Below are 18,881 nucleotides of genomic sequence, written 5' to 3'. Positions count from 1 at the left end.
GAGCAGAGTGTTGAGCAGACCCGATGATCGCGACGCAGGCTCGTCCTACCGGCAGATCTACCACACCAGAATCGTCAGGAAGATCCTGACCGAGTTCTGTCACGAACGGTTCGTCCGCCCGGTCGAGCTGACCCCGGGCGCCTACGTCGTGCGTTCCGGCGACGGCGCGACCGAATACCGTTTCCGCGCCGAGGTGTTGGCGCTGGACAGCTGGCACATCGAGGAGTCCTCGATCCGCCGGGTGCGCGACGGCGCGGACCTGCGCCTGGACCCGGTGGCACTGGTCGTCGACCTGGGCGACAGCCTGGGCATCGCCCCCGAGGCGCTGCCGGAATACCTCGAGGAGTTCGTCAACACGCTGGCGATCAGCGCGGACCGGCCCGACGCGCGTCGCATCGCGGCCGCCGATCTGGCCGCCGCGGATTTCCAGACCATCGAGCGGACGATGACCGAGGGGCACCCCTGCATCGTCGCCAACGCGGGCCGACTGGGTTTCAGCGCGGACGACGTGGAGAACTACGCCCCCGAGACCGGTCGCCGTTTCGCGCTGACCTGGCTGGCGGTGTTGCGCGCGCGCTGCGAATTCGCGGCCGTGTCCGGCGTCGACTACGAGAGCCTGGTGCGCGCCGAACTCGGCGAGGCGACGCTGGAACGCTTCGCCGCGGTGCTCGTCGAGCGCGGACTCGACCCGGCCGACTACTACTACATGCCGGTGCACCCGTGGCAGTGGCGGGTGAAGGTCGCCCGGATCTACGCCGTCGACCTGGCCGAACAGGCGATCGTCCCGGTCGGTGAAGGACCGGACCAGTACCAGCCCCAGCAGTCGATCCGGACGCTGTTCAACACCACCCGGCCCGAACGCCACTACGTCAAACTCGCGCTCTCGATCGTGAACATGGGCTTCACGCGCGGGATGTCGGCGGACTACATGCGCACCACCCCGCTGATCAACGACTACATCCGCGCTCGCGTCGCCGGTGACGAGTACCTGCGCGAACTCGGGTTCGAGATGATCTACGAGACCGCCGCGATCGGCTACCGCGACAGCGCTTACACCGCGATCACCAAACCCGGCTCGGAGTACCGCAAACTGCTGTCCGCGCTGTGGCGCGAGAGCCCCGTGCCGTTGGTGCGCGAACACGAGCAGCTGACCACGATGGCCGCGCTGCTGCACGTCGACCACGCGGGCGTGCCGCTGGTCGAGGCGTTCATCGCGACCTCGGGACTTCCGGTGCGCGAGTGGCTGACCCGCTACCTGCGGGCCTACCTGCATCCGATCGTGCACCTGCTCTACCGCTACGAGTTCAAGTTCAGCCCGCACGGGGAGAACCTGATCCTGGTGCTCGACTCGGGCACGCCGGTCCGCGCGGTGCTCAAGGACATCGGCGAAGAGGTGTCGATCTTCGGCGATCCCGCCGACATCCCGGACGCCTGCCGCCGCGCGCTGGCCGAATCCGGGGACGAGATCCGCAACATGGGCGTGCTCTCGGACGTGTTCGACGATTTCCTGCGTCATCTGGCGGCCCTGCTGCACGGGCGCGGCCTGCTCACCGACGAATCCTTCTGGGCCGTGGTCGCCGAGAGCGTCGTCGACTACCAGGACCGCCACCCCGACCTCGAGGAACGCTTCCGTCGCTGGGATCTGTTCGCGCCGACCTTCCCGGCCATCCACATGAACCGGTTGCAGGTGTCGAACAACCGCCGCATGGTCAACCTCGGCGACTCCTATTCGACCCTGGTCGACGCCGATCACCACCTGGTCAACCCGATCGCGGTGCACCGACCCGCGCTCGAGCGCCCGCGCGCCGCGGTGGCCCTGCGATGAGCGCGCCGACCCCCGCCCTGGAGATCGTGCGCGACGCGTGGGGCATCCCGCACATCGCCGCCGACTCGGCCGAGGCCGCCCTGTTCGGTCAGGGACGGGCCTGCGGCCTGGACCGCGCCTGGCAACTGGAGTTCCTGCGGTTGCGCGCCGAGGGCCGCACCGCCGAGGTCTTCGGCCGCGACGGCGTCGGCTGGGACGAATTCGCCCGCCGCTCGGGCATGGACCGCGCCGCGCGCCGCCTCTACGAGGCGTCCTCCGAGCGGACGCGCGCCCTGCTCGGCGCCTACGCGGCCGGGGTCACCAGCACGCTGGAGCCCGCCGCCGCGCCCGAACTGACCGAATTCGACCACCGTCCCGCGCCGTGGCGGCCGTGGACGCCGATCGCGGTCTTCCTGGTGCACCACATCCTGTTCGGCCGCTTCACCACCAAACTGTGGCGGCTGCACGCCTGCCGGTCGCTGGGCGAGGCGGCCTTCGCGCTGTTCGACTGCGAAGGCGTCGCACCGGACGAGCCGACCGTGCCCGCCCGCCCGGACGCGGACTTCCTGGCCGAGTTGGCGGCCCTGTGCCCGGAGGCGCGCGTCGGCGAACCAGGCGGCGGCGGGTCCTTCGGCGACGCCATCTCCGGCAGCAACGCGTGGGGTGTGGCCGCCGCGCGCAGCGCGAACGGCGCGCCGCTGATCGCGGGCGACCCGCACCGCTTCCTCGAACTGCCGGGCATCTACCAGCAGTTCCACCTGAGCGCACCGGAATTCGACGTCGTCGGGTTCGCCTTCGCGGGCGTGCCGGGCGTACCGCACTTCTGCCACGCCGGTCCAGTCGCCTGGGGCATCACCAACGCCATGGGCGACTACCAGGACCTCTACCTCGAGCGGCTGACCCGCTCCGGCGACCAGGTGCTCGTCGAGACCGCGCACGGCACGCGCGTCGCCGAGCGCCGGACCGAGACCGTCCTGGTGCGCGACGCCGACCCGGTCGAACTCGAGATCCTGGACACCCCGAACGGCTCGGTGGTCTTCGGCGGTCCGGAAGCCCCGTTCGCGCTGAGCCTGCGCACCCCGATGCTCAGCGATCCCGACGCGCACTTCGACGCCGCGCTGGACCTGCTGTTCGCCCGCGAGGTCGCCGATGTCGAACGGGCGCTGGGGGAGTGGGTGGAACCGGCCAACCGGATCGTGATCGCCGACGTGCACGGCGAGCTCACCCACCACGTCGTCGGCCGGATGCCGCTGCGCGCGCCGGAGAACTACTGGCTGCCCGTCCCGGGCTGGGACGAGCGCTACCAGTGGCGCGGGTACCGCACGCCTTCGGTGCTCGACACCGACTTCGACGCCGCCGTGCCCGAGTTCTCGGTGATCGCCAATCAGCGCATCCCGCAGTCGCTTCCGCTGCAACCGGTGACCACCGAATGCGTTCCGCTGTTCCGGGCGGACCGTATCGGGGCGCTGCTCGAGGAAGCGGGCGCGGTCACCGCGGACGACTGCGAACGCATCCACGGCGACGTCCGCCTGGATCAGGCCGCGGCCGTGCAGGACCTGCTGCGCGGCGTCGAAGGACTGAGCGAGCCCGCCGAGGCGGTGCGCCGCCGGGTGCTCGACTGGGACCGGAACATGGCCGCCGACAGTGTCGACGCCTACGTCTTCGCCGAGTTGCGCTCGCGTCTGGTGGTCGGACTGAGCCGGCACGAAGCCCTGGCCGGACTCGCCGCGCCGCACGGCTTCCCGCGCATGTTCGATCCGTGGTTCGTGGCGGGGACCAGGATCGGCGCGGCCCTGGACGCGGTGCTCACCCGCGCGCCCGCCCTCGGCGTCGACGTGCCCGCGCTGCTGGTGACCGCCCTGGAACACCTCGCCGAACATCTCGCCGGCCTCGGGACCGTCCCCACCTGGGGCAGCGCGCACGTGCTCGCCCCCATCCACGGGATGGACCTGATGGGCGCGACGCCGAAACACCTCGACCTGTCGGCCCGGGTGCGGCCCGCGCGTCTGCCGCTGGGCGGCGACGCCGAATGCGTCCTGGCCAACGGCAGCGCGATCGGCTTCGCGCACGCGTGCAGCGTGGGATCGGCGGCCCGCTACGTCTGGGATCTGGCCGACCGCGACGCCAGTCGCTGGATTGTGCCGTTGGGCGTCAGCGGCGATCCGGCCGCCGCCCATTTCCAGGATCAGGCCCCGCTGTGGGCGCGCGGCGAACTGATCGAGGTGCGCGCCGACTGGGCCGAGGTGCGCGCGCGGGCGACCGAACACCAACGCTACGAGCGCGTCGCCGACGGCTACCGCCCGGTCGATCCGACCCGCACCCCGTCCATCCACGGCTCGACGCTGGGAGAATCATGAACCTGCTGACCGACGACCGGCTGGAACTGCTGCGGCGGCGACTGGCCGCCGCGGGTCTGGCCGACGGCGCCGCCGCTCCCGTCCGGGCCGAGATCCCCACCGACGCGGGCGAATTCGGCATCGCCGAACGCCGGATGTGGAAGATCTACGACTTCGACCGGGATTCGGTGTCGCACAACATCGCCCTGATCCTCGGATTCGACGGCTCCTACACCGTCGAGAAGGTGGCCGCCGCTTTCGAGCGGATGGTCGCGGGCGCGGCGGTGCTGGCCTCGGTGGTCGTCGTGGACGCCGAGGGGGTCCCGCACCGCGAACCCGTCGACTTGACCGGTCGCTGGGTGGAGCCCGACCGCGTCCGGGAGTGGGGTGCGATCCCGGCCCACACCGGAACCGACGTCGCCGAGATCGCCCGGGTGTTCGCCACCGCGCCGTTCCGCCTGACCGAGGAACCGCCGGTGCGGGCGCGGCTGTCGGCGAACGCGGACGGCGGGGTCACGCTGATCCTGGTCGTGCACCACCTCGCCGTGGACGACACCTCGTGGCCGCCGCTGCTGGGCACCCTGGTCTCCGGATCGTGGCCCGCCGCGGCCGCACCGGCCGATCGCCCGATCGCCGACGTCGAGCGCGCGCTGCGGCACGCGCGGGCCACCTGGGCCGCCGAGGACGTCCGGTTCCCGCTCTCCGGCGCGCTGCCGGAGATCGACGCCGCGGCGAGCTGGCTGGCCCCGATGGACGAAACCCCCGGCGCCCGCCTGGAATTGCCGCTCGACCCGGCCGCCGTGGCCGGCGCGGAGATCCTCGCGCGCGAGATCGGCGCGACCCCGAACGCGCTCTACATCGCGCTGACCGCCCTGGGCGTGCACGCGCTGACCGGCGCGACCGACCACGTCCTGCTCGTCCCGGTCGACAACCGCCGCCCCGGCGCGGACCCGGCCCGGGTCGGCTACAGCGGCAACATCGTCCCGATGCGTTTCGCCCTCGATCCGAGCGCGAGTGTCCGCGAGACGCTGCGGGCGGCGGTGGCCGCGGTGTACGCGGCCATGGAGTTCTCCTCGATCGACTACGGGACGCTGCTGACCGCCCTGCGCGGGGCGGGCGGGCGCTTCCCGGTCGCCGAGATCTTGGCCTCGGTGCGCAACGCGCCGCTGCGCGGCATCCCGATCCCGGACGGCGCGCGGGTGACCTGCGAGTCGGTCTTCCACGGCATCGGCAACTACCCGTTGACCTTCGCCTTCGAACTCGGCGCCGAGGACACGGTGCACCTCGAGGTCGACCACCAGATCGGCGTCGTGACAGCGGAACGCGCCGAGCGCGCAGCCCGACTGCTGATCGCGCTGGTCGAGCGGACGCCCGCGGCGCTGGACGACGAGGTGCGCGCGCTGGTCGCGGCGGTCGGCGAACCGGAGGGCGCGTAGCCGAGGGCGGCTACCGAGCGGACACTCCGCTCCTCCCGAAATCCGTGGTGCGCGGCAGTGCGCACACCTACTTCATCCGATGTTCTGAGCGTTATGGGGCTTTCGTGGCACTTGAATCTGTAATTCCGTGGGGGAGACCGTCGAAGTTCGCCGATCCGGGCGCGGGCTGGTCGGAGGTCGGCGCCGGTCTCGCGCAGGTCGCCGCCGCGGTCGAGCGACACCACCACCGGTTCCCGCTGCCCTCCGGCGAGCCCGCCGAGATGCTCGCCGCCGTCGCCTCGGCGCTGGGCCCCGAACGCGTCCCGGAGGGCGGGGTCGGCGAAGCCGCGGCCTTGAACCACCTGGCCGAGTTGATCGCCCGCTACGGCCTGGACCTGACGCACAAGCTGTGCGCGGCGCACCTACAGCCGCCGCCGCTGACGGTGGCCGTGGCCGCCGACGCGCTGGCCAGCGCCACCAACGCCTCGCTGGACACCTACGACTCCGGCCCGGCGACCCTGGCCATCGAGAAGTGGACCATCCGCGCCTTGGCGAAGCTGGCCGGCCTGCCCGATTCCGCGGGCGGGGTCTTCGGGCCCGGCGGGTCCTACTCCAACCTGCTCGCCCTGCTGGTCGCCCGGGACTACGGCGCGGCCCAGCGCGGCATCGACATCCGCCAGGACGGCGTGCGCGCGCTGCGCCGCCCGGTGGTGTTCTGCTCGCGGGTCGCGCACTTCTCCATCCACCGCGCCTGCGCCGCACTGGGTCTCGGCGAGGCCGCGACCGTGCCGATCGAGGTCGACGCCGACCACCGGATGATCCCGGCGGCGCTGGAAGCGGCGCTGGCCGGCCTGGACGCCGAGGCCACGCCGATCGCGATCGTCGCGACCGCGGGCACCACCGACTTCGGCAGCATCGACCCGCTGCCCGAGATCGCCGAGATCGCCGCCCGCTACGGCGTGTGGCTGCACGTCGACGCCGCCTACGGCTTCGGCTCGCTGTTCTCCGACACCCTCGCGGGCCTGCTCCACGGCATCGAGCGCGCGGATTCGGTCACCCTGGACCTGCACAAGGTCGGTTGGCAGCCCGCCGCGGCCAGCGTCATGCTGCTCTCCGACGAGCAGCGCTTCGCCTCGCTGAACCGCTCGGTGGCCTATCTCAACCCCGACGACGACGTCGAGGCGGGCTACGGCGGCCTGCTGGGCCAGACGTTGCAGACTACCCGTCGCCCCGACGTGCTCAAGGTCGCCGCGACCTTCCTGGCCTACGGCCGCACCGGTCTCGGGCGGATGCTCGACGCCTGCCACGAGTTGGCCCGCTACGCCGAGGAGCGCATCGGCGCCGAACCGCAACTCGAACTCGTCGCCCCGGTCACGCTGACCACGGTCGTGTTCCGTTACCGCTGCGAGGATCTGGACCTCGACCAGGTCAACGCCGAGGTGCGCCGTCGGCTGATCAGCTCCGGCAAGGCCCTGATCGGGCGCACCCAGGTGCGGGTGGGCGGTGCGGGCGAACCGCGCACCTGCCTGAAGCTGACCCTGCTCAACCCCGAATCGGCCCAACGCGACATCGACGCGCTGTTCGACGACCTGCTCGCCGTCGCCCTGGAAGTGGAGTCCGAAGCGCTCGAGGCGAGCGCGGAAACGGTGCGGGCCCATGAGTGAGACCACTGTGACCGAACCCGAGACCGTCGACATCCTGGCGGTCGGCTGCGGCCCGTTCAATCTCGGACTCGCCGCGATGGCCGACACGGTCGCCGACGCCGAGGTCCTGGTGGTCGACTCCGGCGCGGAGTTCCGCTGGCATCCGGGCCTGATGTTCGACGAGGCCAAACTCCAGGTCAGTTTCCTGTCCGATCTGGTGTCGCTGGTCGATCCGACCCATCCGCTGTCGTTCCTGGCCTACTTGGCCGACGTGGACCGCCTCTACCCGTTCCTGGTGCGCGAGGACTTCTTCCCGACCCGCCGCGAATACGAGTCCTATCTGCGCTGGGTGGTCGACCGCCTGGATTCGCTGCGCTTCGGGACCACCGTCGAGCAGGTCGCCTGGAACGAGGACGACGCGCTGTTCGAGGTCACCGTCACCGCCGACGGCGCGACCTCGCGGATCCGCGCGCGCCACGTCGTGGTCGGCATCGGCACCGAACCGGCGCTGCCGCGCGAACTGGCGACCGATTCCGCGGCGCTGGTGCACAGTTCGGCCTACCTGCACCACCAGGACAGCGCGCACGCCGCGGGCGCGGTGACGGTGATCGGCTCGGGCCAGTCCGGTGCGGAGATCTTCCTCGACCTGCTCGAGGCGAACCTGCGCGGCGGACCCGCGGTCCGCTGGTGGACCCGCACGCCGTGGTTCGCGCCGCTGGACTTCACGAAACTGTCGCTGGAGATGACCACCCCGGCCTACATGGACTATTTCCACGGCCTGCCCGAGCAGACCCGCGACCGGGTCCGCGAAGGCCACTGGCAGTTCCACAAGGGCATCTCCACCGAAACCCTCGCGCGCGTACACGATCTGCTCTACCGGCGGCAACTGCTGGAGAAGGCGCAACCGGTGCAACTGCGCCAAGGCGTCGCGGTCGAAGGGCTCGACGCACTGCCGGACGGGCGGTTGCGCATCCGCGCTCGTCACCTCGACACCGGCACGGCCCTCTCGCACGCCGCCGACCTGGTCGTCGCGGCCACCGGCTACCGGCCGCGCCGCCCGGATTTCCTTGCGCCGGTCGCCGATCGGCTGCACCGCGACGGACGCGGCAGGCTGATCGTGCAGGCCGATCACGCCGTGGCCGCCGACGACGCGCTGGCGGGCAGGCTGTTCGTGGCCAACGCCGAAGCGCACGCGATCGGCGTCTCCGCGCCCAACCTCGACATCGGCGCGGTGCGCAACGCCAAGATCCTCAACCGGGTGCTGGGCCGCGAGGTCTACCGGCTGCCCCGGCACACGGCCTTCACCAGCTTCGGCGTCACCGAGGACGACGTGCTCGACCTCCCGAACACCCCCTGACCCCAGCCCTTTTCGCACCAAGGAGAGACCCATGTCCGACCAACTCGGCGACACCCTGCGCAGCATCCTGGAAGAAGACCTCGACCTGCCGATGGGCGAGGTGACCCGCGAATCCCTGCTCATCGAGGACCTCGGCCTCGACTCGGTCGCCTTCGCGATCGGCGTCGTGGCCATCGAGGAGCGCCTCGGCGTCGCCCTGACCGAACGGGAGATGTCGCAGACCTCCTCGGTGGGCGAACTCGAGGATCTGATCCGGTCGAAGGCGAGCGCGGTGGCCCGGTGACGCAGTCCTACGACGAGCTGCTCGCCACGGCCTTCGACGACCAGGTCGTCGACTGGACCGAGGAGGCCGAGCAGAGCAAGCGGTTCCCGCGCACACTGCTCGAACACCTCGGCACGGCGGGCGTGTTCGCGCGCAAGTGGGAGGATCGCAAGCTCACCGATCTCGGAATGCACTTCGCGCTCGCGGGCCGCCTGGGCGCACTGAACTCGGCGGGCATCGGCGTCGGTGTCAGCCTGCACGATTCGGCCATCGCGATCCTGCGGCGCTTCGCGCGCAACGACTTCCAGCGCGGCCTGGCCGATCAGGCCATCGCCACCGACAAGGTGCTGTGCATCGCGGCCTCGGAGGAATCCGGCGGTTCGGATCTGCAGAACGTCGGCACCCGCATCGAACCGGAGGACGGCGGCTACCGGGTCCTCGGCCACAAGAAGTTCGTCTCGCTCTCGCCGATCGCCGACTACATCTTCGTCGTCGGCCGCAGCGCGGGCGGCGCGTCGGGCGAGCACGGCAACGTCGCGCTGATCGCGGTGCCGACCGCGCAGGCCGAGATCGGCACGCCCTACGAGAAATTGGGCGCGGGCCCGCTGGACACCGCGCCGGTCACGCTGGACACCTGGGTGCCCGAGGAAGCGCTGATCGCCCGGCCCGGAACCGGGTTGGCCGTCATCAGTTGGGGTCTGGCCCACGAACGGTATTCGGTGGCCGGGCAGATCGCCGCGGCCTGCGAGGTGATGCTCGGGGTCACCCTGGCCCGCATGATCGACCGGACCCAGTTCGGCAAGCGACTCTACGACCACCAGGCGCTGCGCCTGCGGGTGGCCGATCTCCAGTCGCGGGTGGACCTGCTGCGCTACGCGCTGGCGGGCGTCGCCGCCGAAGGGAAGATCAACCTGCGCACCGCCGCCGCGCTCAAGGTCAGCTCCGCCAACCTCGGCGAAGAGGTCGCCTCGGAATGCCTGCACATCTGGGGCGGCGCGGGCTATCTCGAGACCGAGACCCCGATCGGCCGCTGGTGGCGCGACATGAAACTGGCCAGGGTCGGCGGCGGCGCCGACGAAGTGCTGTGGGAGTTGGTGGCCGCGGCGATGAAGCCCGACCAGCGACGTTACGAGAAGATCTACGCGAACAAGAGCGGTGGAGCATGACCGACACGACCGAACTCGCCCCGCCCGACCTGACGTATCTGCTGCTGGACACCAAGACCAGCCCGATGCACTGGGCGATGGTCCTCGAACTGACCGCCGACGGACCGCATCTGGGTCTGGCCGAGGTCCGCGAGCGGGTGCGCGAACGCGCGGGCCTGTTCGACATCTTCCGCCTCGGCGTGGCCGAGGGCGGTTGGCGTCGGCCGCGGGTGGTGCTGGCCGAGACCGTCGACGTCGAGGCGCACGTGGGCGCGCAGGACTACACCGACACCGCCGACCTGTACCGGCGGATGGCCGCCTTGCAGGAGACCGCGCTGCCGCGGCCGAACCCGCTGTGGCACCTCACCCTGTTCACCCCGCGCGGCGACGGCGCGCAGTACCTGCTGCTGCGGGTGCACCACGCGGCCTCCGACGGGATCGCGGGCGCGGCCTTCGCCGCGCTGGTCGCCGACGGATCGGCCGAGGATCTGGCGGAATTCGAGCGTTTCGCGACCAGTCCGCGTTTCCACATCCCCGCGATCGAGCCCGAGGAGCTGAAGCAGGCCAAGGCCGCCTTCGCCGATCAGTGGAACGTCGGCAAGACCGGGCGCACCTGGCCCGCGCTGACCAAATCGGGTGAACGCGAGGTCGCTCTGCACAGCGTCGCGACCAGGGACCTGCGTCGCACCGCCAAGAAGCACGGGGCGAGCGTGCACGAATTCGTGCTCGCCGCGATCGGCCGCACCCTGAGCACCGCACGGCCCGAAACCCAGACCGCGCCCGCCGAGGTGCTGCGGGTGACGCTGCCGGTGACCCACGACGAGAACTTCCGGCACACCGGCAACGCGGTGTTGGTCGCGCTGCTCAACCTGCGTGGCGACGAGGGTGACCTGAGCGCCCAGATCGCCGGGGCCCGTGCCGAACTCGCCGTCATCGATCAGCGCCGCCCCCAACTGGCGCTGGCCGCCGCCGACAACGGACCCAGAGCGCCGTGGGCGCTGCAACGGGTGGTCGCCAACGCCTCGATGGGCCGGATGAGCCCCGACATCCACATCGGCATCAACCCCGGCTTCTCCCGGGTGCGCGCGGTGCTGGGCCGCCGGATCGCCGCGCTGACGCCGCTGTCCCCGCTGGTCGGCTACTCGTTCTCGGTGACCTGCCTGATCCTGGGCAACCGGACCTCCTTCGGCGTGGTAGCCGACCCGTCCGCGCTGCCCGGCTACGCCGACGCCTTCGTCGAGAACTTCGACCGGGTGCTGCGCGAGGCCGCCGCCGAACAGGTCGCGGCCGGATGAGCGCGACGACACAGAAAGCGAGAGCCCCGCGATGAGCAGAATCTCCGAAGGGCTGTTCGAGCAGCCGCGTTCCGAGACCACCGGTCTGTACAGCGGCGAGGACCCGGCCGCCCTCGAGTTCCTGTCCTGGTCGGACCTGGGCGCGACGGCCCGCCGGGTGGCCAACGGCCTGGCGAAAGCCGGTGTCGGGCACGGTGATTCCATCGCCGTCCTGGCCGGCGGCGCGGCCGATGTCGCGGTGCTGGTGCAGGCGGGCTGGGTGCGCGGGGCGGCGTTCACGATGCTGCACCAGCCCACCCCGCGCACCGATCTGGAGGTCTGGCTCGCCGACACCCGCGCGGTGGTGCGGATGCTGGACGCGCGCGTGGTCGCCGTGGCCGCGCCGTTCGCCGACATCGTGCGCGAACTCGACCTCGGCGCCCCGGTCGTCGTGCTGGCCGACCTGCTCGCCGAAACCGAAGCGGCGCGGCCGGTCCCGACCGAGGAGGACGACATCGCCGTCCTGCAACTGACCTCGGGGACCACCGGTGTGCCCAAGGCGGTCGCGATCACCTACCGCAATCTGCACCGCAACCAGCGGGCAATGGTCGAGGCGGCCGGATTCGGACCGGGCGAGGTCGTGGTCAGCTGGCTGCCGCTCTATCACGACATGGGCATGATCGGCATGCTCATGGCGCCGATGTTCGCGCAGGCGACCGCGGTGATCACCACCCCGCCGGCCTTCCTCAGGAGCCCGCTGCTGTGGGCCGAGCTGATCACGAAGTTCGGCGGAACCTTCACCGCCGCGCCCAATTTCGCCTACTCGGTGCTGGCGCGCAGGCTCAAGCGGGCCGCCGAGGGCGCCTACGACCTGTCCACCATGCGGGTCGCGGTCAACGGCGCGGAGGTCGTCGACCTGGCCACGCTCGAGGAATTCAACGGCGAGGCCGCGCGTTTCGGGTGGGCTCCCGAGGTGCTGATGCCCGCCTACGGCATGGCCGAGACCACCCTGGCGGTCTCGTTCACCGCGCGCGAGCGGCGGTACACGGTGGACGAGGTCGACGCCGAGGCCGCCGAACGCGAAGGCGTGGTCCGCCGCGGCGCGACCGAGCGGGCGCGCACCCTGGTCCGACTCGGCGTCCCGGTGCCGGGAATCGAGATGAGGGTCGTGGACGAGAGCGGACAGTCCCTGCCCGCCGATCGGATCGGCGGCATCCTGGTCCGCGGTGAGGCCGTGACCACCCGCTACCTCGGCCCCGACGGGTGGTCGGCCGCCGTGGACGCCGAAGGCTGGTTGGACACCGGCGATCTGGGCTATCTCACCGAATCCGGCGAGGCCGTGGTCACCGGACGCAAGAAGGACGTCATCATCGTCGCGGGCCGCAACATCTCCCCGGTGACGGTCGAGCGCGCGGCCTCGGTGGTCGCGGGCGTGCGGCCCGGCAGCGTGGCCGCGCTGGCGATCAGACTGCCGTCCATGGCCCGCGAGGGGATCGCGGTCATCGCCGAATCCGACGCGGTCGAGGACGCCGAACAGGCCGAACGGATCCGCAAGGAGATCGCCCGCGCGGTCTTCGACGAGGTCGGCATCGCGCCCGCCGTGGTCACCGTCGTGCAGAAGGGGGCCTTGCCCAAGACCCCGTCGGGCAAGCTGCGCCGCTCCTCGGCGGCGAGTCTCATCCCGAGCTGAACCACCCCGTGACGGCGATCGGCCGGTGACCCCGAGCGGGTCACCGGCCGATAATCTTTCGAAGGGTCAGCGCTGTTCGGCCGCCCTGCGATAACCGCGCACCGCGATCGGGCCGAAGACCGCGATCAACCCGACGGTCCAGGCCGGCGTGGTCAGCAGCGGCGCCGCCACCGCACCGCCCTCGGTCAGCCCGCGCACCGCGCCGATGCCGGGATCGCGCGACCACGAACGCAGCGGCGCCGCCGCGTGCACCAGCGACTGCCGCGGTAGCGCGACCGCCCGGCGGTCCGCCCAGGTCGAGGTCTCGGTGACGGTACTCATCGGCTCACCTGTGCCCGTCCCGCGGCGAGGATCGCCGCTGTTCCCGCCGCCCACAGCAGCGCGGCGGTCAACGCCACCCGGGGGATCGGCAGCGACATCATCCGCTCGTGCACGCCTTCGCGCGCGTCCTGCCCCGCGTTCTCCGTCGCGCTGATCGCGGTGAACAACCCCGCCTGCAACAGGATGATCGGCGTCAGGAACTGCGCGTAGTCGCCGCCGCCGCGCTCGAACTGCCGGTGCAGCGGGACATAGAAGCACACGAAGAAGATCACCGCGCCGAAGACCGCGAACACCGCGTCACCGGAACGCAGCGCCGCCGCGATCTTCTGCCCGGCCGGCGTCGAACTCGCCGCGAACAGCCCTACCGAGGTACGCGGTGTCGTGCCCGCGCGGGGTCGGACCGGAACCTCGGTCTCGCCGCGGATCGCCGCCGGGCGGCCGGCGAGAAATCGAGGCGACCGGTGTCGGAGTCCTCCGATACGCTCGGTTCGTGACAGAGCACCGGTCGCGAACAGGCGAGCTGGCCGTCTTCTCGGCAGCGCTGAGCTTCTCCCTCGACCCCTTCCAGCACGCGGCCTGTGCGGCGCTCGAGGACGGGCACGGGGTGCTGGTCTGCGCCCCCACGGGCGCGGGCAAGACCGTCGTCGGCGAATTCGCGGTCCACCTCGCCCTGGCGGCCGGGTCGAAATGCTTCTACACCACGCCGATCAAGGCGCTGTCGAACCAGAAGTTCGCCGACCTCACCGAACGTCACGGGCGCGAGAACGTCGGTCTGCTCACCGGCGACCAGTCGATCAACCCCGACGCCCCGGTCGTGGTCATGACCACCGAGGTCCTGCGCAACATGCTCTACGCGTCCTCCGACGCGCTGCGCGGGCTCTCGCACGTGGTCATGGACGAGGTGCACTACTTGGCCGACAGGTTCCGCGGCGCGGTGTGGGAGGAGGTCATCCTGCACCTGCCCGCCGAGGTTCGCCTGGTCAGCCTCTCGGCCACGGTCAGCAACGCCGAGGAATTCGGCGCGTGGATGGAGACCGTGCGCGGCGACACCACCGTGGTGGTCGACGAGACCAGGCCGGTGCCGCTGTGGCAGCACGTCATGGTCGGCAGGCGCATGTTCGACCTGTTCGACAGCGATTCCAGCGAGCAGAAGGTGCTCGTGGACGAGGATCTGGTCCGCTACATCAAGCAGCGCGAGGCCGCCGACCGGATGAACGGCTGGAGCGGTGGCGGCCCGCGCGGCCGCGGCGGCCCCCGACGCGATTTCCGCCCGCTGCCGCGCCCCGAGGTGCTGGCGAAACTGGACGAAGAAGGGCTGCTGCCCGCGATCACCTTCATCTTCAGCCGCGCGGGCTGCGACGGCGCGCTGGCCCAGTGCCTGCGCTCGCGGCTGGATCTGAGCAGGCCCGAGGAGGCCGAGCGGATCGATGCGATCATCGACCGGCACACCGGCGACCTGCCCAAGGGCGATCTGGAAGTGCTCGGCTACTGGGAATGGCGCGAGGCGCTGCACCGCGGTCTGGCCGCCCACCACGCCGGCATGCTCCCCGCGTTCCGGCACACCGTCGAGGAACTGTTCGTGCACGGTTTGGTGCGCGCGGTCTTCGCCACCGAGACCCTGGCGCTGGGCATCAACATGCCCGCGCGCACGGTCGTGCTCGAACGCCTGGTCAAATTCAACGGCGAAGCACACGCCGAACTCACCCCGGGCGAATACACCCAGCTCACCGGCCGGGCCGGGCGGCGCGGCATCGACGTCGAGGGCCACGCCGTGGTGCTGTGGCAGCCCGAGGTCGACACCAGCGCGGTCGCGGGCCTGGCCTCCACCCGCACCTACCCGCTGCGCAGTTCCTTCAAGCCGGGCTACAACATGTCGATCAACCTCGTCGACCGGATGGGAGCCCGCGAATCGCGCGCGCTGCTGGAACGGTCCTTCGCCCAGTTCCAGGCCGACCGCTCGGTGGTCGGGTTGGTGCGCGGCATCGAGCGCAACGAACTCCAGTTGCGCAAACTGCGCGGCCAACTCGGCGACGCCGAAGGCGGCTTCCTGGAGTACATCTCGCTGCGCGAGCGGATCAAACAGCGCGAACGTCAGCTCGAACAGCAGAGCCGCACCGACCGGCGTGGTGCGGCCGTCACCGCGCTGACCGCGCTGCGCCGCGGCGACGTGGTCGCGATCCCGTCAGGTCGCCGCGCGGGGCTGGCCGTCATCCTGGAACCGGACGCGACCCCCGGCGATCCGCGTCCGCTGGTGCTCACCGAGGACAAGTGGGCGGGCCGCGTCTCGGTCGCCGACTTCCCGGTGCCCGCCGAGGCGCTGGGCCGGATGCGCCTGCCGCGCCGGGTCGACCACCGCACCGCGCGCACCCGGCGCGATCTGGCCTCGGCCCTGCGCGACACCGGCATCTCCGCCCCCGGCCGCCGTCGCGACCGGCGCTCCACCGCCGCCGACGACCGCGAACTGTCGACGCTGCGTCGCAGCCTGCGGTCCCATCCCGCTCACCACCGCCCCGATCGCGAGCAGATGAGCCGGATCGGCGAACGCTACAACCGACTGCTGCGCGAGACCGAGGCGATGCGGCAGAAGGTCGCCGCCACCACCAATTCGCTGGCCCGCACCTTCGACCGCATCCTGGGTCTGCTCGAGGAGCGCGGTTTCGTGCGCGACGGCGAGGTGACGGCCGACGGGCGGCGGCTGGCCCGCGTCTACGCCGAATGCGATCTGCTGGTGGCCGAATGCCTGCGCCAGGGTCTGTGGCGCGGCCTGGGCCCGGCCGAACTCGCCGCGGTCGTCTCCACGCTGGTCTACGAATCGCGCCAGGAGGGCGGTCTTCTCGGCGCGGCGGGCCCCACCGAGCCGATCCGCCGCGCGGTCGGCGCGACGCTCGGGCTGTGGAGCCAGTTGCGCGCCGACGAGGCGCGTCACAAGCTCACCCCCACCCGCGAACCCGACATGGGCTTCGTCGCCGGGGTTCACAAGTGGGCCAAGGGCGACGGGCTGGCGGAGTCGTTGCTGGCCAGCGGCGATCACGGGTCGCCGCTGTCGGCGGGCGACTTCGTGCGCTGGTGCAGGCAGGTCATCGACCTGCTCGATCAGATCCACGGCACCGCCGACGACGTCGAGGTGGCCGCGACGGCGGCCAAAGCCGTGCGCGCCATCCGGCGGGGTGTCGTTGCGGTGGACGCCGCGTAGGCGATTCACGTGTGATTTGATTTCTTCGCGTACCGACCGTGGCGGAGGAGTCGCACGCGGCGCGAGCCGGAGCCGAGAGGCGGGGCGGGCAGTGCGACGAGTCGCCGTCGGGGGGCTACCGTGTGAGTAACGATGCGAGTGGAGGCAAGCAGATGAGCGGCCCGTACGGACCGAACGATTCCGGGGAGGGACGCAACGATCCCACCCAAGTGTGGGGTGCGCAGCAGCCCGGTGGCGCGCAGCCCACGCAACAGTGGGGCGGCCAGAATCCCGCTCAGGCGCAGCCGACGCAGCAGTGGGGCCAGTCCCAGCCGCAGTGGGGCCAGCAGCAGCCCCAGACCGGCGGTCAGCCGCAGCAGCAGTGGGGTCAGCCCCAGACCGGCGCGCAGCCCCAGCAGCAGTGGGGTCAGTCCCAGCCGCAGTGGGGCCAGCAGCCCCAGCAGCCCCAGGATTGGAACCAGCAGCCCCAGCAGCAGTGGGGGCAGCAGCCCAACCAGTGGGGTCAGAACCGGCCCGCGCAGCCGGTGCCGCCGTCGGGCGGCGGCAAGGGCAAGGGCCTGTTCATCGGCCTGGGCCTGCTCGCCGTCGTGGTCATCGGCGCGGTCGTCGCGCTGGTCGTCGTGCTGACCTCCAAGGACAAGCTCGATCAGGCCGCGGTGCAGGACGGCGTGAAGAAGGTGCTCACCGACTCCTACGGCATCCAGGACGTCGCCGACGTCTCCTGCCCGGCCGGCCAGGAGGTCAAGGTGGACGCGACTTTCGAGTGCACCCTGAAGGTCAGCGGTGAGCAGAAGAAGGTCAATATCAAGATCACCAACGAGAACGGCACCTACGAGGTCGGCCGTCCCAGCTGATCGTCTCGCCTTCGAGGCCGGGTGGGTTCGTACGGACCGCCCGGCCTCCGTCGTCTCCGGGTGATCCCGTCGGGTCCGGGGGTTATCGCGCGGTGCTCGCCAGTGCCGCGATCAAACGGGTGACCGGACTCTCGGCGTTGTAGGCGACGGCGAGTTCGCCGAGTCGGTCCGGATCGGCGGGCGTGTGGGGCAGGGTGTCGGGCTTCGACATCGCCACCTCGGCGTCGCACACCACCCGCACCACCGGTGCGGCGGCCTTCAGATAGTCCTGCGCGGCACGCAGTTTCGCGCGCACCCCGGCCGCGAGATCGGCGGCGGGATCCTCCACCGCGGCGACCAGCGCCTCCAGCGAGCCGAAGCGTGAGATCAGGGTGGACGCGGATTTCTCCCCGATGCCCGCGACACCGGGCAGGCCGTCGGAGGCGTCGCCGCGCAGGGTGGCCAGATCGGCGTAGCCGCGACCCGCGTTCGCCACCGGCACACCGTATTTCGCCGCGACCTCGGCGGGACCGAACAGTTCGGCCTTGGCCAGTCCGCGCCCGGCGTAGAGGACCCGGACCGGCGGGGCGGGTTCGTCGCGGACCAGTTGCAGCAGGTCGCGGTCGCCGCTGACGACGATCACCGGGTCGGTGCGTTCCCGGGTGGCCAGCGTGCCGAGCACGTCGTCGGCCTCGAGCCCTTCGGCCCCGCCGGTGGCGATGCCCGCCGCGGCCAGGACCTCGAGGATCATCTCGACCTGCGGCGTCAGCCGGTCGGGCACCTCCTCCGCGCCGTCGGGGGCGTCGGCGGCGGTGTCGAGGCGGTGGGCCTTGTAGGTGGGCACCAGATCGACCCGGTATCGCGGCCGCCAGTCCAGATCCAGGCACACCACGAGCCTGCCGGGGGAGTGCTTGGTGATCAGCGAGGCGACCATGTCGACGAATCCGCGCAGCGCGTTGACCGAGCGGCCGTCGGCGGCGGTGAGCTTGTCCGGGATGGCGTAGAAGGCGCGAAACCACAGGCTCGCGCCGTCGAGCAGCAGCAGGGGCGCACCGGAAGTCGCGGGGGTCACGGGCCAGAGGCTACCCCCGCGCGCCGACAGGATCGGGACGCGCCGGGCCACGATCACAGACCGATCGTTCTGATTCGTGGCGTACGCGGGCCGGGTAACGTCGAGTGCTATGAGTTCGCACACGGAGTCCAGGTTCGCGGCGGATGTGTACGGGGCGCGGCTCGAGCGGGCCGTGGAACAGATGCGGGCGGCCCACCTCGATGCCCTGCTCATCACCCCCGGCCCCGATCTTCGCTATCTCGTCGGCTCGGCGGCGCAGTCCTTCGAAAGGCTCACCTGCCTGGTCATCACCGCCGACGGGGCCACCCCCACGGTGATCATCCCCAAACTGGAACTGGCCGCGCTCGCGGATTCGGCCGCCGGGGAACTCGGCCTGCGGATCGTGGACTGGGTCGACGGCGTCGACCCGTACCAGTTGATGCGCTCGGCGTTGCACGCCGGTTCCCGGGTGGCCGTCGCCGACGCCATGCCCGCCCTGCACCTGGTGCCGCTGGCCCAGTTCTTCGGCGGACTGCCCGTCTCGGCCACCCCGGTGC

At 71.4% G+C, this 18,881-nt stretch carries 14 protein-coding genes and 1 pseudogene; 12 read left to right on the top strand and 3 right to left on the bottom strand.

Annotated features, from left to right (window positions below):
- Positions 1–10 precede the first annotated feature (10 nt).
- From ON30_RS15665 to ON30_RS15625, 9 genes and pseudogenes are all read left to right on the top strand, one after another.
- Complete coding sequence (locus tag ON30_RS15665) at positions 11–1,825, top strand: IucA/IucC family protein (protein ID WP_245554067.1); 1,815 nt, start codon at positions 11–13, stop codon at positions 1,823–1,825.
- Complete coding sequence (locus tag ON30_RS15660) at positions 1,822–4,161, top strand: penicillin acylase family protein (protein ID WP_063719888.1); 2,340 nt, start codon at positions 1,822–1,824, stop codon at positions 4,159–4,161. The genes ON30_RS15665 and ON30_RS15660 overlap by 4 nt, the downstream gene beginning before the upstream one ends.
- On the top strand, positions 4,158–5,576 hold the full coding sequence (locus ON30_RS15655; RefSeq protein WP_040707913.1) for an amino acid adenylation domain-containing protein: 1,419 nt from the start codon (positions 4,158–4,160) through the stop codon (positions 5,574–5,576). Before ON30_RS15660 ends, ON30_RS15655 begins: the two co-directional genes overlap by 4 nt.
- A 104-nt stretch (positions 5,577–5,680) precedes the next feature.
- A complete protein-coding gene (locus tag ON30_RS15650; RefSeq protein WP_040707912.1) occupies positions 5,681–7,219 on the top strand; it encodes a pyridoxal phosphate-dependent decarboxylase family protein in 1,539 nt (512 codons plus the stop codon).
- Positions 7,212–8,234: pseudogene (locus ON30_RS15645) on the top strand (lysine N(6)-hydroxylase/L-ornithine N(5)-oxygenase family protein); the annotation flags it as partial. The gene ON30_RS15650 and the pseudogene ON30_RS15645, both read left to right, overlap by 8 nt.
- Before the next feature lie 91 nt (positions 8,235–8,325).
- The gene (locus ON30_RS42060; RefSeq protein ID WP_306307388.1) at positions 8,326–8,838 is read left to right on the top strand and encodes an acyl carrier protein; all 513 of its coding nucleotides are present in this window, start codon (positions 8,326–8,328) and stop codon (positions 8,836–8,838) included.
- A complete protein-coding gene (locus tag ON30_RS15635) occupies positions 8,835–9,983 on the top strand; it encodes an acyl-CoA dehydrogenase family protein (RefSeq protein WP_040707910.1) in 1,149 nt (382 codons plus the stop codon). The genes ON30_RS42060 and ON30_RS15635 overlap by 4 nt, the downstream gene beginning before the upstream one ends.
- Positions 9,980–11,257, top strand: a complete 1,278-nt coding sequence (locus ON30_RS15630) for a wax ester/triacylglycerol synthase domain-containing protein (protein WP_040707909.1) — start codon at positions 9,980–9,982, stop codon at positions 11,255–11,257. Before ON30_RS15635 ends, ON30_RS15630 begins: the two co-directional genes overlap by 4 nt.
- Before the next feature lie 31 nt (positions 11,258–11,288).
- The gene (locus ON30_RS15625) at positions 11,289–12,926 is read left to right on the top strand and encodes a long-chain-fatty-acid--CoA ligase (RefSeq protein WP_040707907.1); all 1,638 of its coding nucleotides are present in this window, start codon (positions 11,289–11,291) and stop codon (positions 12,924–12,926) included.
- 66 nt (positions 12,927–12,992) lie between these two features.
- On the opposite strand, the gene ON30_RS42055 is transcribed toward ON30_RS15625, so the two are convergent.
- Both ON30_RS42055 and ON30_RS41090 read right to left on the bottom strand, forming a co-directional pair.
- Positions 12,993–13,247, bottom strand: a complete 255-nt coding sequence (locus ON30_RS42055) for a hypothetical protein (RefSeq protein WP_040707905.1) — start codon at positions 13,245–13,247, stop codon at positions 12,993–12,995.
- The gene (locus ON30_RS41090) at positions 13,244–13,540 is read right to left on the bottom strand and encodes a hypothetical protein (protein WP_245554066.1); all 297 of its coding nucleotides are present in this window, start codon (positions 13,538–13,540) and stop codon (positions 13,244–13,246) included. Before ON30_RS41090 ends, ON30_RS42055 begins: the two co-directional genes overlap by 4 nt.
- A 197-nt stretch (positions 13,541–13,737) precedes the next feature.
- On the opposite strand from ON30_RS41090, the gene ON30_RS15610 reads away from it, so the two are divergent.
- Positions 13,738–16,440: a DEAD/DEAH box helicase gene (locus ON30_RS15610; protein WP_040707903.1), complete on the top strand. Its 2,703-nt coding sequence runs from the start codon at positions 13,738–13,740 to the stop codon at positions 16,438–16,440.
- A 152-nt stretch (positions 16,441–16,592) separates the two neighbouring features.
- On the top strand, positions 16,593–17,294 hold the full coding sequence (locus tag ON30_RS15605) for a DUF4333 domain-containing protein (RefSeq protein WP_040707918.1): 702 nt from the start codon (positions 16,593–16,595) through the stop codon (positions 17,292–17,294).
- An 82-nt stretch (positions 17,295–17,376) separates the two neighbouring features.
- Here the strand turns inward: ON30_RS15605 and ON30_RS15600 are convergent, their stop codons facing one another.
- On the bottom strand, positions 17,377–18,345 hold the full coding sequence (locus ON30_RS15600) for a 5'-3' exonuclease (RefSeq protein WP_040707917.1): 969 nt from the start codon (positions 18,343–18,345) through the stop codon (positions 17,377–17,379).
- A 109-nt stretch (positions 18,346–18,454) separates the two neighbouring features.
- Between ON30_RS15600 and ON30_RS15595 the strand changes: the two genes are divergently transcribed.
- Positions 18,455–18,881: aminopeptidase P family N-terminal domain-containing protein (locus tag ON30_RS15595; RefSeq protein ID WP_040707901.1), on the top strand; the 427-nt coding region annotated here is incomplete at its 3' end.

Origin of the sequence: Nocardia takedensis NBRC 100417, assembly GCF_000308695.1 — a bacterium.
Lineage (GTDB): Bacteria > Actinomycetota > Actinomycetes > Mycobacteriales > Mycobacteriaceae > Nocardia > Nocardia takedensis.
Note: the sequence above shows the minus strand (reverse complement) of the source record. Positions and strands in the feature narration are given on the sequence as shown.

What these genes read in the sequence shown, in the direction of transcription:
- ON30_RS15660 (WP_063719888.1), top strand. Translation starts at nt 1,822, where the DNA reads ATGAGCGCGCCGACCCCCGCCCTGGAGATCGTGCGCGACGCGTGGGGC.
- ON30_RS15605 (WP_040707918.1), top strand. Translation starts at nt 16,593, where the DNA reads ATGAGCGGCCCGTACGGACCGAACGATTCCGGGGAGGGACGCAACGAT.
- ON30_RS15625 (WP_040707907.1), top strand. Translation starts at nt 11,289, where the DNA reads ATGAGCAGAATCTCCGAAGGGCTGTTCGAGCAGCCGCGTTCCGAGACC.
- ON30_RS15655 (WP_040707913.1), top strand. Translation starts at nt 4,158, where the DNA reads ATGAACCTGCTGACCGACGACCGGCTGGAACTGCTGCGGCGGCGACTG.
- ON30_RS15630 (WP_040707909.1), top strand. Translation starts at nt 9,980, where the DNA reads ATGACCGACACGACCGAACTCGCCCCGCCCGACCTGACGTATCTGCTG.
- ON30_RS42055 (WP_040707905.1), bottom strand. Translation starts at nt 13,247, where the DNA reads ATGAGTACCGTCACCGAGACCTCGACCTGGGCGGACCGCCGGGCGGTC.